Here is a 15,919-nt window from a genome sequence, read left to right on the forward strand (position 1 = left end):
GTCTGTCTGATACACCGCTATCGCGGCCTCGCGGTGCTCGTGCGCTCCTACAGGTCCACCGTTTGGCGCAAGGCCGCACGGTGTTATGGACACTTGGCCAGCGCCCACAAGTCTAAGTTAAGCGGGTTTGACCGGCGGGCTCTCCGAGCCATCGACGTTCACCACATTGCCTTTGCCCGATGCCGGTTGCGCATCTCTGTCGACGGAAAGCTGCTGCACGTGTCCGGCATTCGGGCTGATCACGGTCTGTGGATAAGTTTGCGCGAAGCGCACGTCATCGGATTTATCCACAAGCTTTTTCAGTCGCTCATTGAACGCACGGCCAACGCTGTATTGCCCGCCTGAGGATGTCCGGAACTGCGCAGTGAGTACCACGCCGTTGAGATCCATACGGTCTACGCCAAACACCTCCAGCGGGCCCTGCAGATTGCTCTTGAGCAAAATGTCTTCAGTGATCGACTGCCCCACTTCGCGAATCAGTGAGAGCGCGCTGTCGATGTTGGAATCGTAAGTGAACTGCACTGAGAAGAACGCATAAGCAAACTGCCGCGATTGATTGGTCACTGCCTTGATCTGCCCAAACGGTACCGAATGCACAAAACCTTTACCGTCGCGCAAGCGCACAGTACGAATGGTCAGGCTTTCAACGGTTCCGGAATGCCCGGTGCTCAGCACCACCCAATCACCGATGGAAAAGGTGTCTTCAATGATGATGAATAGCCCGGTGATCACGTCCTGTACCAATTGCTGCGAACCGAAACCAATCGCCAGACCTACGACACCGGCACCGGCCAGCAACGGCGCGACGTTGATGCCCAGATTCGCCATAGTGGTAATGGCACAGATCACCACCAGAATGATTTTTATCGCATTACGCAGCAGCGGCAGGATGGTTTTGACTCGCGTACTGGGCTGACGCGACGAACGATGATTGAGCGGCGTTTTCAGCGCTTCCTGGATAGCTGTGTCGAGCACCACCCATAGCATCCAAGTGACCATGAAGATCAGACCGATGCTGCTGAGCGACTCACCGATCGCTCTCCCCAAGCTGTTGCTCTGAGCAAACTCGAACAGCGAAAAGCCCCAGATCTGGCCGAGGATTTCAATAAACGCCACCGCCAGAATAATCCGCGTCAGCCCATGTGCCAGATTCAACAACCGCGCTTTGTAGATATGCCCGCCGCGCCCCTCAACGTTGGCTGGCTTGAACAGGTGCTGGAATACCGTGCTCAGGAACACTGTGGCAATCAGCAGCACTGTGGTGAACAACGCACAGCGCAAAGCCTTCTGGCTGTCTTCTCCAGCGCCGATCAAACTCACAGCCGAGACAAGGATCATCAGCAGAATCGGCAGATACCAAAGGTTTGAGAATACCTTCAGAGATTCTTGCAACGCGGGTCGAGCCAAGCGGCTGCTTAGCGAGCGGTTGCGTATCAGATGCGCGATAGGCCGACGCACCTTGATCACCAACATGCAGAACACGACTGACGCAAACAGCCCGGTAAACACCGCAACGCTGGTAGTGACGTTATTACCGATCTGGCGAGCGATCTGCGGGCTGGTCAACGCGTCGCTGAGCGCCGCCATGAAACCGATAACGAACAGCGGTTTGGGGCTGAAACGGCGAATCATTCGCACAGCAGCACGCTTGTGACCGTAGTTGAACATGACGATCACGCACAACAACACGGAGGTGGAGACGATGCCGCTACTGGTGGAGTAGGCCAGACACAGCGCCAACGCACGTCCTACCGAAGCCGTCAGGAAGTGGCTGGCATACAGCGTCAGCGGCAGGCTGATCAACGCGGGCAAGGTGTAGGGCAATACATAGCCAAGCAACGCCTGGCTGCGTTCACGTACCTGGAAAAACGGACGGCGGCTCAGACGCATGACAACGAAGCTGCCTAGGGTGGTCAATGCGGCAAAAGCGCCGATCCACACCACCGAGAGCATCAGGAAGTCGCCGACAACGCCCCACTTGGAACGCGAGGTCGGCTTGTTGACCAGCTTGTCCAGCTCATCGGCTGCCCGGTCAGCGCGCAGGCGCCAGCTGTCGAGCAGTCGGCCATCCAGCGACAGGGTGTCCTGCACATCATCAATGCTGGAACTGATTACACCCAACAGCCCGCCCCGCACGAGAATTTCCGGCGCAGCAGGCGTTGCTGGAGCATCAGGTGCCGCATCTGCAGGAGCAGCGGGAGCAGCCGCCACTTGCTCGGCAGCCTGCAAGTTGAAGCTGCCAGCAAAGAGCAGCGCGCAAAGCAGGACGATGGACGACTTGAAGTTCAACAAGCGCGGGGCGCTCCTCTGGTAATCAGGCAATAGGAACTGATCCGTATACGTCGGACAAGTTCGGTGTTGGACCATGAAAACCTCGACCTCTTGACCAGAGTAGAATGATCGTTCTACTCTTTAGCCATGAATAAGACATCGACCACAGCCGTGCAGGACAAAATCCTGCAAACCGCCGAGCAACTCATCTACACCAACGGGATTCATGCCATGGGCATGGACTTGCTGGTGCGAACGTCCGGCGTTGCGCGCAAAAGCATCTATCGATATTACGCCACCAAAGAAGACGTGGCCGTGAAAGCACTCAGCGCTCGTGACGTGCGCTGGATGCAATGGTTTCGATGCGAAACCGAAAAGGCAGCCACCCCCGAAGCGCGCATTCTTGAAATGTTCACGGTGCTCAAAGGCTGGTTCAAATCGGAAGGTTTTCGTGGCTGCGCGTTTATCAATACTGCGGGCGAGATCGGCAATCCTGAAGACCCGATCCGTCAGTTGGCAAAAACGCACAAACAGAAGCTCTTTGACTACGCCCTGGAGCTTTGTCAGCAGTTGAACATTGATCAACCCGAAACGCTGGCCAAACAACTGCTGATCCTGGTCGACGGCGCCATCACCCTCGCCTTGGTCATGGGCGACCACAGCGCCGCCGACAGTGCCAGGGACATGGCGCAATTACTCTTGAAGTCTGCCCTGCAAAATCCTGCTCCCGCTGCAAGCTGATCATCCACTCTTCGTCCAGAGGTTATGCCATGTCATCCAGCACTGAAACCCGTCCGCCTTTGCCGCCCTTCACCCGGGAAGCCGCGATCCAGAAAGTCCGCCTGGCTGAAGATGGCTGGAATGGTCGAGATCCTGAAAAAGTCGCACTGGCCTATACGCTCGATACCCGGTGGCGTAACCGCGCCGAGTTCGCAAGTAACCGCGAGGAAGCTAAAGCTTTCCTGACCCGTAAATGGGCCAAAGAGCTGGATTATCGGCTGATCAAGGAATTGTGGGCCTTCACCGATAACCGTATCGCGGTGCGCTACGCCTACGAATGGCACGACGACTCGGGCAACTGGTTCCGCTCGTACGGCAACGAGAACTGGGAGTTCGACGCAAACGGTCTGATGGCCAACCGCTTCGCCTGCATCAACGACATGCCGATCAAGGAGTCCGAGCGCAAATTTCACTGGCCGCTGGGACGCCGCCCGGATGATCACCCGGGGTTGTCGGATTTAGGGCTGTAGTCAGTCGCTCCCGCTATTGCCCGACAGGTCAGCGGGTGCCTGCTCCTTTATAAAATCGACGAAGGCCCTTAGCGGTGAGGGCATATGGCGACGCCCGTGATAATAAAGATAGGGGCCGTCGAAAGACTGCCACCAATCTTGAAGCACAGGCGTCAGGCGGCCATCCGAAAGAGGCTCGCGGATGAAGTCCTCGAAGGTATAGACGATGCCAAATCCATTGATGGCGGCACTGATCTTGAGATCATGTGAAGAGGTCAACAGCTGCCCATGGGGCGGAATACGCAACGTCTTGCCTTCTTTTTCAAACTCGAAGATCCCGACCTTGCCGCTTTCGAAACGGTGACCAAGCAAGTCATGATCCGTGAGTTGCGAGGGATGTAGAGGCGTTCCACGGGCAGCCAGATAGGCCGGTGCAGCCGCGGCGACGAAGCGCTGCCGACGTGGCCCTATGGGTATCGCAATCATGTCTTTGGCCAGACTCTCCTCATAACGCACACCGGCGTCATACCCTGCCGCAATGACATCAATAAACGTATTCTCCATGGTCACCTCGACGTTCACGCCAGGATAAAGCCTGAGAAAACGGCTCAGCAGATCGGGCATCAAATAACGCGCTACCGGTACCGGCACATTCAGCTTCAAATTGCCTACTGGACGCTGCGATTCATCATCCAGATCGTTGAACGCGGCACCAATCTCATCAAGCGCCGGACGCAAGCGCTCAAGCAAGCGCTCACCAGCGGCAGTTGGGGTAACACTGCGAGTCGTTCGGTTGAGCAAACGCACCCCCACCTCGCGCTCCAGGCGACGCATGCAATCACTCAGAGATGACGCAGAAATCCCGCATTTCTGTGCTGCCGCTCTGAAACCTCCGAACTCGACCACAGTGGCAAAAACCGCCACATCACTCAGGTTGGGTTGACGCATGACGCCTCCATTATTGGTCGCCAACTGTACGACTGCCCGTACGAGCCGTCCACCTCTGCCTGGATTATCAGGATCAGACCGTACGGTGATAATCGTCTGCGTCGACCGACTGCCCACTTAGAGGCCGGTCATCCCTTTAAACGACGATCAGGACACCGATATGTGGAGCACAACCAACGCTCTTGAAACCGGCACCGCGAGCATCGCGCGCCAACTCATGACGATGACCAAAACGCTGGTGGCGGGACTGGCTCTGACAGGCGCAGTCACTGTTGAAGCTGCCAGCCGAATCCCGCCGAAACCTGACTGGACGGCGGGCGATATCCCCTCGCAGAGAGGCCGAATCATCCTGATCACAGGCGGCACCAGCGGCATGGGCTATGAGGACGCATTGGCCCTGTCCCGTGCTGGCGCTCAAGTGATCATTGCAGCGCGTAATCCTGAGCGCGGCGAAGAAACGATCACCCGCATACGTCAGGAAGTCCCAGGTGCCAGCGTGCAATTCGAAACGGTGGACCTGGCCAACCTGGACTCGGTTCGCAGCCTTGCCGATCGTCTCAAAGGCCGGTTGTCGCGGCTCGACGTATTAATCAACAACGCCGCAATCATGTCGCCACCGCAACGGGGCACATCTGCAAATGGCCTTGAACTGCAACTGGCAACCAACTATCTAGGGCCCTTTGCCCTGACAAGCTTGTTGATGCCTTTGCTACGGCAGAGCGATGACGCCCGAGTCGTGAGTCTGTCGAGCATCGCCGCCGCTCGTGGCCAGATGAACTACCAGGACCTGCAGGCCGAAAAGACCTACAACCCCTTTGCTACTTATGCACAATCCAAATTGGCCGTACTCAAGTGGGCTTTTGAGCTGCAGCGTCGCAGTGATATCAATCATTGGGGTGTTCGCAGCATAGCGGTGCACCCAGGTGTCGCGGTCACTGAGTTGATTGCGCGAGGCCCTGGCCTGGACAGTAAATTCGGCCAGGAATGGGCCCAGGATCGCGAAAAATACCATTCAGCGGCGCAAGGTGCATTGTCGTCCCTGTATGCCGCTACCGCGCCTGAAGCCGTCGGCGGCGCGTATTACGGCCCGATCGGCGAAGAGGAAAAACGCGGTCCCTTGGGATTTGCGACAGTCCCTCCGGCCGCTGTAGCGCAAGACGATGTAGAAAACTTTTGGCAACTCTCGGAACGCCTCACCGGCGTCACCTACCCCTGAATGCAGCGACACGGACATGCGTCCGTGTCTCGCCCCTCACTTTTCAGGAGCCTCTATGAGCACGCCCTCTGTCTTGCACCGTCTGAGCGCCACCATCAATGCCGAGGATCAGGAACTGCGCCCTGCGCTGTCTGGTTTTCTATTATTTTTCTGCCTGTTTACCGGCTACTTCATGCTGCGCCCCATTCGCGAGTCCATGGGTATTTCGGCGGGCGTGGAAAATCTGCAATGGCTATTTACCGCGACCTTCTTCGTCATGCTCGCCGCTGTTCCTCTGTTCGCATGGCTCAGCTCCAGGGTTCCGCGCCTGCATTTCATCGACTGGGTTTACGGATTCTTCTGCGTAAACCTGCTGATTTTCGCGGCGCTGTTTCAGTCATATGGCGAAAGCATCTGGATGGCCCGCCTGTTCTACGTATGGATATCGGTCTACAACCTGTTTGTCGTCTCGGTCGCGTGGAGTCTGATGGCTGATGTGTTCGACGGCGCTCAGGCCAAGCGCCTGTTTGCTTTCATCGCCGCGGGTGCGAGTGTCGGCGGCCTGGTTGGGCCAGGCCTCAGTGCATTACTGGTCAACAGCATCGGCGAGTCGGGTCTGATACTCCTGGCTGGGCTGTTACTGGGCATCGCGCTAACCCTGAAGTTTTCACTGATGCGCTGGCGGGAAACCGGCGGCGCAGGCAGACCCGGCGCAACAGCATCTGAAAGCACACGCAAGCCATTGCCCGGCAATCCCTTTAGTGGCATCACCCGCGTGCTGCAATCGCCCTACCTGCTGGGAATTGCGGGCTTCGTGATTCTGTTGGCTACCGTTACCACGTTTCTCTATTTCGAGCAGGCACGTTTGGTGGCCGAGCTGTTTCCAAACAGGCAAGAGCAGATCCGGGTGTTCGGCACCATTGACCTGATAGTCCAGGCTGGGGCACTTCTCTCACAGATATTTCTAACCGGTCGCATCGCGCAACGGCTCGGTGTGCGAGTCCTGCTGGCGATCGTGCCATTGTTGATGTGCATCGGCTTCGTCGGCCTGGCGCTGGCGCCGAGTTTCGCCATGCTCGCAACGCTGATGATCGTGCGTCGTATCGGCGAGTACGCCTTTGTTCGGCCCGGTCGGGAAATGCTGTTTGCGCCCCTGGACGCCGAGAGTAAGTACAAGGCAAAAAATGTCATCGATACGATTGTCTATCGCGCCGGTGACGCCCTCAGCGGCTGGGCCAAAAGCGTGTTGGACATGCTCGGCCAGGGAGCCGGGCTGGTGGCAGTGGTCGGTGCCGTCTGCGCTCTGCTGTGGGGCTATCTGGGATGGAGACTTGGCAAGGAGGCCGATGGGCGAATGCAGCGGCCAGCACAAACAGACACGGATTTACTTAGACCCGCACTTTCAAGAGCGACTCGCAGGCAGAGCAGCTCGATCGAGTAGAAATCTGCAAGACGCCTGATTCATACCCCATAAAAAACCCCGAGAGCAACGCTCTCGGGGTTTTTAGGCAACCGGTACAGGCTAAGCCAGAGATATCCTAGAACGGAATATCGTCATCAAAGCTGTCGAAATCAGCAGCTGGCTGTGGCGCTTGTTGTTGCGGAGCCGGGCGGGATTCGCGTTGTGGCTGTTGCTGAGGCGCGGACTGTTGTGGACGCGACTGCTGAGGACGTGGAGCGGAGTTCTGGTAATTGCCGCCGCCTTGGCCCTGTGGAGCGCCGTCGTTTTGTGGACGGCCGCCCAACAACTGCATGGTGCCTTGCATGTCGACGACGATTTCAGTCGTGTAACGCTTGATACCGTCTTTTTCCCACTCACGGGTCTGCAGTTTGCCTTCGATGTAAACCTGGGAGCCCTTACGCAGGTACTCGCCAGCGATTTCGGCGACTTTGCCGAACATCGACACACGGTGCCATTCAGTCTTTTCGACTTTCTGGCCGGTTTGTTTGTCAGTCCATTGTTCGCTGGTTGCCAGACTCAGGTTGGTCACGGCATTACCGTTAGGCAGGTAGCGAACTTCGGGATCCTGGCCGCATGTGCCGACCAATATAACTTTGTTAACCCCACGGGCCATAACGTTCTCCTAGGCTTCGCACGCTTGAGTGGCTGGGTTGACCATCCGCTCCAGAGTCGCGCGATCCAATAGTTCTGTGTCTAATTTGATGTAAATGGCTGCTTCTTCCGCAACCACCACTGCATCCGTTACGCCTTCTACGGCCTTGAGTCTGTCTGCCAGGCCCGCATCACGAAGGGCTTCAGGCGACAAGGGCAGACGCAGGCTCGTCACGTAAGGCGGTTCACGCATGGTCACTGCAACTGCCAGCCAGATGGCGGCCATCGCAGCACCACCAAGGAACACCACGTCGAGCCCGCCATGCTGGAATAACCAGCCGCCGAGTATCCCACCTGCGGCCGAACCAAGAAACTGGCTGGTGGAATAAACCCCCATCGCCGTACCTTTTCCGCCAGCCGGTGACACTTTGCTGATCAATGACGGCAAAGACGCTTCCAGCAGGTTGAACGCGATGAAGAATACCACTGTCCCGATGACCAGTGCTCGCAACGTGTTCCCAAACTCCCAGAAGAATAGTTCAGTGAGCATCAGTACGGCGACCGCACCAATGAGCACACGCTTCATCTGACGCCTTTTCTCACCATAAATGATGAATGGAATCATTGCGAAAAATGAGATCAGCAGCGCCGTTAGGTAGACCCACCAGTGCTGCTCCTTGGGCAAACCGGCTTTTTCGACCAGCGCCAGAGGCAAGGCGACGAAGCTTGACATGAGCATCGCGTGCAACACGAAGATACCCAAATCCAGACGCAGCAGATCCGGGTGGCGCAAGGTTGGGCCCAATGCCTGACGTGCTACACCGGATTCACGATGCTGCAAGGTGCCGGTATTTTTCGGCACCACGAAGGCAACGATGCCAATGCCCAGAAAGGCCATGCCTCCGGTCGCAAGAAACAGACCGGACAAACCGAAGGCGCTGGTCAGGATCGGGCCAACAACCATAGCGATGGCAAACGACAGGCCGATGGTCATGCCAATCATGGCCATCGCTTTCGTGCGGTGCTGTTCGCGGGTCAGATCCGAGAGTAGCGCCATGACCGCCGCGGATATCGCACCTGCGCCCTGCAGGATGCGCCCTGCGATGATTCCCCAGATCGAATCGGCGCTGGCCGCCAGAACGCTGCCTAGGGCAAAAATGATCAAGCCGAAATAGATCACCGGGCGACGGCCGATACGATCGGAAATGATCCCGAAAGGGATTTGCAGGAAGGCCTGGGTCAAGCCGTAGGCACCGATTGCCAGACCGATCAACGCAGGGCTCGCCCCCGCCAGATCCATGCCATAGGTCGCCAGCACGGGCAACACCATGAACATGCCGAGCATGCGAAACGCAAAAACCAGTGCAAGACCGCCTGCCGCGCGGGTCTCGCCGCCGCTCATTCGCTCGCTGTGGGGATCGTGCATGGAAAAACCTCGTGTGAACCGGCGGCGATTCTACCAGTCCCATCGATTGACGGGGTATATCGCGACGCTATGACACGCCTAGATGACACAGTCTTCATTTAAGGCTACAAGAGCCGACTAGATAGTGTGCATCCATCCAGTATTTGTCCGTATACTCCTACGTTTTCGACGCCCGCCGTGCGAGGCCACTTTGGACAAGATCCTGATTCGTGGGGCCCGAACCCACAACCTGAAAAATATTGACCTGACCCTGCCACGCGACAAGCTGATCGTGATTACCGGGCTTTCCGGCTCTGGCAAATCGTCGTTGGCTTTCGACACGCTGTATGCCGAAGGGCAACGGCGCTATGTCGAATCACTTTCAGCGTATGCCCGGCAATTCCTTTCGATGATGGAAAAGCCGGACGTCGACACCATTGAAGGTCTGTCGCCGGCTATTTCCATCGAGCAAAAATCGACATCGCATAACCCGCGCTCGACCGTGGGCACGATCACCGAGATCTACGACTATCTGCGCCTTCTATACGCACGTGTAGGTCAGCCTCGTTGCCCGGATCATGACATCCCGCTGGAAGCGCAGACCGTTAGCCAGATGGTTGACCTGGTTATGGCGCAACCTGAAGGCAGCAAACTGATGCTGTTGGCCCCGGTTGTTCGTGAACGCAAGGGCGAGCACTTGTCGGTGTTCGAGGAATTACGTGCCCAGGGTTTCGTACGCGCCCGGGTTGATGGCCGTCTCTGTGAGCTCGATGAGCTGCCAAAACTGGATAAACAGAAGAAGCACTCTATCGATGTGGTGGTCGACCGCTTCAAGGTTCGCGCAGACCTGCAGCAACGCCTTGCCGAATCTTTCGAGACTGCTCTGAAGCTCGCCGACGGTATCGCCTGGGTCGCGCCGATGGATGACGAGCCCGGCGAAGAAATGATTTTCTCTGCCCGCTTCGCCTGCCCGATTTGTGGCCATGCGATCAGCGAGCTGGAACCCAAGCTGTTCTCCTTCAACAACCCGGCTGGCGCCTGTCCGACTTGCGACGGCCTGGGTGTGAAGCAGTTCTTCGACATCAAACGACTGGTGAATGCCGAATTGACGCTGGCTGAAGGCGCGATACGCGGCTGGGACCGGCGCAACGTGTATTACTTCCAGATGCTCGGCTCTTTGGCCAAGCATTACGATTTCAGCCTGGAAGTACCGTTCAAGGAACTGCCTGCCGACATTCAGAAGACTTTGCTTAACGGCAGCGGCTCGCAGAATGTTGACTTCCGCTATCTGAATGATCGTGGCGACATCGTCAAACGTGCTCACCCCTTCGAAGGCATCGTGCCCAATCTGGAACGTCGCTATCGGGAAACCGAGTCGGCGACCGTTCGCGAAGAGCTGGCCAAGTTTCTTGGTACTCAACCTTGCCCGGATTGCCGTGGTACTCGCCTGCGTCGCGAGGCTCGTCACGTGTGGGTGGGTGAAAAGACTTTGCCAGCAGTCACGAACATGCCAATCGGCGATGCCACCGAATATTTCGGTGTGCTGAAGCTGACCGGACGTCGTGGCGAAATCGCTGACAAAATTCTTAAAGAGATTCGCGAGCGCCTGCAGTTTCTGGTCAACGTCGGCCTTGATTACCTGACGCTTGATCGTAGCGCTGACACCCTGTCGGGCGGTGAGGCTCAGCGTATTCGTCTGGCCAGCCAGATTGGTGCCGGCCTCGTCGGCGTGATGTACATCCTCGATGAGCCTTCGATCGGGCTGCACCAACGAGACAACGACCGGTTGTTGGGCACACTCAAGCATCTGCGCGATATCGGCAACACGGTGATTGTGGTGGAGCATGACGAAGATGCTATTCGCCTTGCCGATTACGTGGTCGACATCGGTCCAGGTGCTGGTGTGCACGGTGGGCACATCGTTGCAGAAGGTACACCGGACCAAGTCATGTCACACCCTGACTCACTCACCGGCAAGTACCTCTCCGGCCGCGTGAAGATCGCAGTGCCAGCCAAACGCACGCCGCGCAACAAAAAGCTGTCACTGACCCTCAAGGGCGCCCGTGGCAACAACTTGCGCAACGTCGATCTGGAAATTCCAATTGGCTTGTTGACCTGTGTGACTGGCGTTTCCGGCTCGGGCAAATCAACGCTGATCAACAACACGCTGTTTCCGCTCAGCGCGACAGCACTGAATGGCGCAACCACGCTGGAGGCGGCGACCCACGACAGCATCAAAGGCCTGGAGCACCTGGACAAGGTCGTCGATATCGACCAAAGCCCGATCGGTCGCACACCGCGCTCCAATCCGGCAACTTACACCGGGCTGTTCACGCCAATCCGCGAGCTGTTCTCTGGCGTACCAGAGTCACGGTCCCGGGGATATGGCCCAGGACGCTTCTCCTTTAACGTCAAAGGCGGTCGCTGCGAGGCCTGCCAGGGTGATGGTCTGATCAAGGTCGAGATGCACTTCCTGCCAGACATCTACGTGCCGTGCGACGTGTGTAAGAGCAAGCGCTACAACCGTGAAACCCTTGAGATCAAATACAAGGGCAAAAGCATCCACGAAGTGCTGGAAATGACCATTGAAGAAGCACGCGAATTCTTCGATGCGGTTCCAGCCCTGGCGCGCAAGCTACAGACGTTGATGGATGTGGGCCTTTCGTACATCAAACTGGGTCAATCGGCGACAACGCTATCTGGCGGTGAAGCGCAGCGGGTGAAGCTGTCCCGCGAGCTGTCCAAGCGCGACACCGGCAAAACCCTGTACATCCTCGACGAGCCGACCACAGGGTTGCACTTCGCGGATATTCAGCAGTTGCTGGACGTACTGCATCGCCTGCGCGACCACGGCAACACAGTGGTGGTTATCGAGCACAACCTGGACGTGATCAAGACTGCCGACTGGCTTGTGGACCTTGGTCCGGAAGGCGGCTCCAAAGGCGGCCAGATCATTGCCGTGGGCACCCCGGAGCAGGTGTCTGAAATGGAGCAGTCCTACACAGGTCACTACCTCAAGCCGTTGCTGCTTAGAGATAAAGCCTGACGCTGTTTGACCGGTTGAACGAAAAAGCCCCTGTCACGTGAAGTGCAGGGGCTTTTTTTTGCAGCTTGGCGAAGAATCAGAACTGCGATTGCAGGTAGTTTTCCAGGCCTATGGTCTTGATGAGACCCAGCTGCTTTTCGAGCCAATACGTGTGATCTTCTTCGGTGTCGGCAAGCTGAACACGCAAAATGTCCCGGCTGACGTAGTCCTTGTGCAGCTCGCAGAGCTCAATGCCTTTGCACAGTGCAGCACGGACCTTGTATTCCAGACGCAGATCAGCGGCGAACATCTCGGGCACCGTAGTACCAACCTCCAGGTCATCCGGACGCATCCGCGGAGTGCCTTCGAGCATCAAGATACGACGCATCAGAGCATCGGCGTGCTGTGCCTCTTCTTCCATCTCGTGATTGATACGCTCGTAGAGCTTGGTAAAGCCCCAGTCTTCGTACATACGCGAATGAACGAAATATTGGTCACGCGCTGCCAATTCGCCCACCAGCAGCGTATTGAGATAATCGATTACTTCCGGGTGGCCTAGCATCGCCCACGTCTCCTGCCTGAAAGTGCATAGTCTGAACCAACCGCCTGCGAAGGTCACTGGCCAGAGCGATAAAAAGCGACAAAAAGCAGCGAAAAACCAGCGATTAGATACGAAAAACCGCCCAAATGAGGGCGGTTCCGTTTATCACTTAGACTTACATCAACGATACGCCCAGCACTTTCGCAATACCTTCGCCGTAAGCGGCATCAGCCTTGTAGAAATGCTGCAACTGACGCTGCACTACATCGTTGGAAACACCCGCCATCGTGCCGGCAATATTGTTGATCAACAGCGCTTTTTGATCAACGCTCATGAGTTTGAACAACTTCCCCGCTTGGCTGTAGTAGTCGCCATCTTCGCGGTGATCGTAGCGATCAGCAGCCCCGCTAAGGGCCAAGCCCGGCTCAGCATAGTGCGGCGCTTGCTTTGGCGCATCCGAGTAGCTATTTGGCTCGTAGTTGGGCGCAGAACCACCGTTGCTACCGAAAGCCATTGCACCGTCACGTTGATAGCTATGTACAGGATTCTTTGGTGCATTGATTGGCAACTGCTGGTGATTTGTACCTACACGGTAGCGGTGAGCATCAGCGTAAGCGAAAACACGCCCTTGAAGCATACGATCTGGAGACAGGCCGACACCAGGGACCATGTTGCTTGGGCCGAACGCCGCCTGCTCTACCTCGGCGAAGTAGTTAAGCGGATTGCGATTGAGCTCAATCTCACCGACCTCGATCAGCGGGTACTCTTTCTGCGACCACGTTTTGGTCACGTCGAAAGGGTTCTCGTGATGGTTTGCAGCCTGTGCCTCAGTCATCAATTGAATGCAGACGGTCCACTTCGGAAACTCGCCTTTCTCAATAGCCGTGAACAGGTCGCGCTGAGCGTAGTCCGGATCGGTCCCGGCAATACGCGCAGCATCGGCAGGCGTGAGGTTTTTGATGCCCTGCTGGGTCTTGTAGTGCCATTTGACCCAGTGACGTTCACCACTGGCGCTAATCAGGCTATAGGTGTGGCTGCCGAACCCGTGCATGTGGCGATAGCCATCCGGGATGCCACGGTCCGAGAACAGAATCGTCACCTGATGCAGCGCCTCAGGGGAATGCGACCAGAAATCCCACATCATTTGAGCGTTTTTGAGGTTGGTCTGCGGCTGGCGCTTTTGGGTGTGGATGAAGTCAGGAAACTTCATCGGGTCACGAATGAAGAATACCGGCGTGTTGTTACCCACGATGTCCCAGTTGCCTTCTTCTGTGTAGAACTTCAGGGCAAACCCACGCGGATCTCGCTCGGTATCAGCCGAACCACGTTCGCCGCCGACAGTGGAAAAACGCAGAAATATGGGGGTCTGTTTACCCACTGAATTAAAGAGGTTGGCACTGGTGTATTGGGTGATGTCACGGCTAACCGTGAAAGTACCGTGAGCACCCGAGCCTTTCGCGTGTACACGACGCTCAGGGATGTTTTCACGATTGAAATGAGCAAGCTTCTCGATCAGGTGAAAATCATCGAGCAACAAAGGGCCACGCGGACCGGCCGAGCGGGAATTCTGATTATCAGCTACAGGAGCGCCGCTGGCGGTGGTAAGAGTCTTGGACTGGCTCATTAATAATTTTCCTCTGGCAAAAACGACCGGCTAATCGGCATGGCAGAGATTATTGTCCAGTTTTGTTACACGGCAAAATTTATTAAATCTTGATTGTCGATAGGTATATCCAATCCACACACGCGAAGCCGAAAAACAAAAAACCGGGCACAGGGCCCGGTTTCTTGTTCAAACTAACATCTTACTCAGCGGATACAGCTTCACCGCCAGCAGGACGATCAACCAGCTCGACATACGCCATAGGCGCGTTGTCGCCAGTGCGGAAACCGCACTTCAGGATGCGCAGATAGCCACCCTCGCGAGTTGCATAACGCTTGCCCAGATCGTTGAACAGCTTACCAACGATTGCTTTCGAACGAGTACGGTCGAAAGCCAGACGGCGGTTAGCCAGACTGTCTGTTTTAGCCAAAGTGATCAGCGGCTCAGCAACGCGACGCAGTTCTTTAGCTTTCGGCAATGTAGTTTTGATCAGCTCGTGCTCGAACAGCGACACCGCCATGTTTTGGAACATGGCCTTACGGTGCGAGCTAGTCCGGCTCAGGTGACGACCACTTTTACGATGACGCATGGTTCATTCCTTACCAAACACAACGTTCGGTGATTACGACGATCAGGCAGTCGCCTTGTCGTCCTTCTTAAGACTTGCCGGCGGCCAGTTGTCGAGGCGCATGCCGAGGGACAGACCACGGGAGGCCAGGACGTCCTTGATCTCAGTCAAGGATTTCTTGCCAAGGTTTGGAGTCTTCAACAGTTCTACTTCGGTGCGCTGAATCAGGTCGCCGATGTAGTAAATGTTCTCCGCCTTGAGGCAGTTGGCCGAACGTACAGTCAGTTCCAGATCGTCAACCGGACGGAGCAGGATCGGATCGATCTCGTCTTCCTGTTCGATTACCACTGGTTCGCTGTCACCTTTGAGGTCGACGAACGCAGCCAACTGCTGTTGCAGAATGGTTGCAGCGCGGCGAATAGCCTCTTCAGGATCCAGAGTACCGTTGGTTTCCAGATCAATAACCAGCTTGTCCAGGTTAGTACGCTGCTCGACACGGGCGTTTTCCACCACGTATGCGATACGGCGAACCGGGCTGAACGAAGAGTCAAGCTGCAAGCGACCAATGCTGCGGCTTTCGTCCTCATCGCTCTGACGCGAGTCTGCCGGTTCATAACCACGACCACGAGCTACGGTGAGCTTCATGTTCAGGGCGCCGTTAGACGCCAGGTTAGCGATTACGTGATCGGGGTTAACGATCTCGACATCATGATCCAGCTGAATATCGGCAGCGGTAACCACCCCCGAACCCTTCTTCGACAAGGTCAGCGTAACTTCGTCTCGACCGTGCAGCTTGATAGCCAGACCTTTAAGGTTCAACAGGATTTCAATTACATCTTCCTGTACACCTTCGATGGCGCTGTACTCGTGGAGTACACCGTCAATCTCGGCCTCGACTACTGCACAGCCGGGCATGGAGGACAACAGGATGCGGCGCAGCGCGTTGCCCAGGGTATGGCCGAAACCACGCTCGAGAGGCTCGAGTGTGATCTTGGCGCGGGTTGGACTGACAACCTGCACATCAATATGGCGGGGTGTCAGGAACTCATTTACCGAAATCTGCATGGATGCACCTATTTTC

Annotated in this window: 13 protein-coding genes; 5 read left to right on the forward strand and 8 right to left on the reverse strand. The window is 56.4% G+C overall.

Annotated features, from left to right (window positions below; all coding sequences use genetic code 11):
* Positions 1-117: 117 nt before the first annotated feature.
* Entirely contained in the window at positions 118-2,292 is a 2,175-nt protein-coding gene (locus tag AUC61_RS24660) for a mechanosensitive ion channel family protein (RefSeq protein ID WP_340163305.1), read from the reverse strand.
* A 126-nt stretch (positions 2,293-2,418) separates the two neighbouring features.
* Here AUC61_RS24660 and AUC61_RS24665 point away from each other — a divergent pair, with 126 nt between their 5' ends.
* Complete coding sequence (locus AUC61_RS24665) at positions 2,419-3,012, forward strand: TetR/AcrR family transcriptional regulator (protein ID WP_243248898.1); 594 nt, start codon at positions 2,419-2,421, stop codon at positions 3,010-3,012.
* Positions 3,013-3,041: 29 nt separating this feature from the next.
* Positions 3,042-3,521, forward strand: a complete 480-nt coding sequence (locus AUC61_RS24670) for a nuclear transport factor 2 family protein (RefSeq protein WP_243248899.1) — start codon at positions 3,042-3,044, stop codon at positions 3,519-3,521.
* Here the strand turns inward: AUC61_RS24670 and AUC61_RS24675 are convergent, their stop codons facing one another.
* Positions 3,522-4,448, reverse strand: a complete 927-nt coding sequence (locus AUC61_RS24675) for a LysR family transcriptional regulator (RefSeq protein WP_243248900.1) — start codon at positions 4,446-4,448, stop codon at positions 3,522-3,524.
* Between the two features lie 223 nt (positions 4,449-4,671).
* On the opposite strand from AUC61_RS24675, the gene AUC61_RS24680 reads away from it, so the two are divergent.
* The gene (locus tag AUC61_RS24680; protein WP_422765681.1) at positions 4,672-5,664 is read left to right on the forward strand and encodes an SDR family oxidoreductase; all 993 of its coding nucleotides are present in this window, start codon (positions 4,672-4,674) and stop codon (positions 5,662-5,664) included.
* A gap of 55 nt (positions 5,665-5,719) precedes the next feature.
* Positions 5,720-7,084 carry an NTP/NDP exchange transporter gene (locus AUC61_RS24685; protein ID WP_243248902.1) on the forward strand — a complete coding sequence of 455 codons (1,365 nt, stop codon included), beginning with the start codon at positions 5,720-5,722 and terminating at the stop codon, positions 7,082-7,084.
* Between the two features lie 97 nt (positions 7,085-7,181).
* Here AUC61_RS24685 and AUC61_RS24690 read toward each other — a convergent pair whose 3' ends face one another.
* Positions 7,182-7,718, reverse strand: coding sequence for a single-stranded DNA-binding protein (locus tag AUC61_RS24690; protein ID WP_027898315.1), 537 nt, complete (start codon positions 7,716-7,718; stop codon positions 7,182-7,184).
* A gap of 9 nt (positions 7,719-7,727) precedes the next feature.
* Positions 7,728-9,122, reverse strand: coding sequence for an MFS transporter (locus AUC61_RS24695; protein WP_243248903.1), 1,395 nt, complete (start codon positions 9,120-9,122; stop codon positions 7,728-7,730).
* A gap of 190 nt (positions 9,123-9,312) precedes the next feature.
* Here AUC61_RS24695 and uvrA point away from each other — a divergent pair, with 190 nt between their 5' ends.
* Complete coding sequence (gene uvrA / locus AUC61_RS24700; protein ID WP_243248904.1) at positions 9,313-12,147, forward strand: excinuclease ABC subunit UvrA; 2,835 nt, start codon at positions 9,313-9,315, stop codon at positions 12,145-12,147.
* 76 nt (positions 12,148-12,223) lie between these two features.
* Here uvrA and bfr read toward each other — a convergent pair whose 3' ends face one another.
* The 4 genes from bfr to AUC61_RS24720 all read right to left on the reverse strand — a co-directional run bounded on the left by bfr (position 12,224) and on the right by AUC61_RS24720 (position 15,903).
* Positions 12,224-12,688 carry a bacterioferritin gene (gene bfr, locus AUC61_RS24705; RefSeq protein ID WP_122662271.1) on the reverse strand — a complete coding sequence of 155 codons (465 nt, stop codon included), beginning with the start codon at positions 12,686-12,688 and terminating at the stop codon, positions 12,224-12,226.
* Positions 12,689-12,842: 154 nt separating this feature from the next.
* Positions 12,843-14,291, reverse strand: a complete 1,449-nt coding sequence (locus tag AUC61_RS24710) for a catalase (protein WP_243248905.1) — start codon at positions 14,289-14,291, stop codon at positions 12,843-12,845.
* A gap of 181 nt (positions 14,292-14,472) precedes the next feature.
* Complete coding sequence (gene rplQ / locus AUC61_RS24715; protein ID WP_008145500.1) at positions 14,473-14,859, reverse strand: 50S ribosomal protein L17; 387 nt, start codon at positions 14,857-14,859, stop codon at positions 14,473-14,475.
* A 42-nt stretch (positions 14,860-14,901) separates the two neighbouring features.
* Positions 14,902-15,903 (reverse strand): DNA-directed RNA polymerase subunit alpha, encoded by a 1,002-nt coding sequence (locus tag AUC61_RS24720; RefSeq protein WP_003176403.1) that lies wholly within the window; start codon positions 15,901-15,903, stop codon positions 14,902-14,904.
* Between the last annotated feature and the right edge of the window lie 16 nt (positions 15,904-15,919).

Origin of the sequence: Pseudomonas maioricensis (assembly GCF_022790535.1) — a bacterium.
GTDB classification, from domain to species: Bacteria; Pseudomonadota; Gammaproteobacteria; order Pseudomonadales; family Pseudomonadaceae; genus Aquipseudomonas; species Aquipseudomonas maioricensis.

Excerpts from the sequence above, each read along its gene's own strand:
- AUC61_RS24670 (WP_243248899.1), top strand. The coding sequence starts at position 3,042 with ATGTCATCCAGCACTGAAACCCGTCCGCCTTTGCCGCCCTTCACCCGG.
- AUC61_RS24720 (WP_003176403.1), bottom strand. The coding sequence starts at position 15,903 with ATGCAGATTTCGGTAAATGAGTTCCTGACACCCCGCCATATTGATGTG.
- AUC61_RS24680 (WP_422765681.1), top strand. The coding sequence starts at position 4,672 with ATGACCAAAACGCTGGTGGCGGGACTGGCTCTGACAGGCGCAGTCACT.
- rplQ (WP_008145500.1), bottom strand. The coding sequence starts at position 14,859 with ATGCGTCATCGTAAAAGTGGTCGTCACCTGAGCCGGACTAGCTCGCAC.
- AUC61_RS24675 (WP_243248900.1), bottom strand. The coding sequence starts at position 4,448 with ATGCGTCAACCCAACCTGAGTGATGTGGCGGTTTTTGCCACTGTGGTC.
- AUC61_RS24710 (WP_243248905.1), bottom strand. The coding sequence starts at position 14,291 with ATGAGCCAGTCCAAGACTCTTACCACCGCCAGCGGCGCTCCTGTAGCT.
- AUC61_RS24685 (WP_243248902.1), top strand. The coding sequence starts at position 5,720 with ATGAGCACGCCCTCTGTCTTGCACCGTCTGAGCGCCACCATCAATGCC.
- bfr (WP_122662271.1), bottom strand. The coding sequence starts at position 12,688 with ATGCTAGGCCACCCGGAAGTAATCGATTATCTCAATACGCTGCTGGTG.
- AUC61_RS24665 (WP_243248898.1), top strand. The coding sequence starts at position 2,419 with ATGAATAAGACATCGACCACAGCCGTGCAGGACAAAATCCTGCAAACC.
- AUC61_RS24695 (WP_243248903.1), bottom strand. The coding sequence starts at position 9,122 with ATGCACGATCCCCACAGCGAGCGAATGAGCGGCGGCGAGACCCGCGCG.
- AUC61_RS24690 (WP_027898315.1), bottom strand. The coding sequence starts at position 7,718 with ATGGCCCGTGGGGTTAACAAAGTTATATTGGTCGGCACATGCGGCCAG.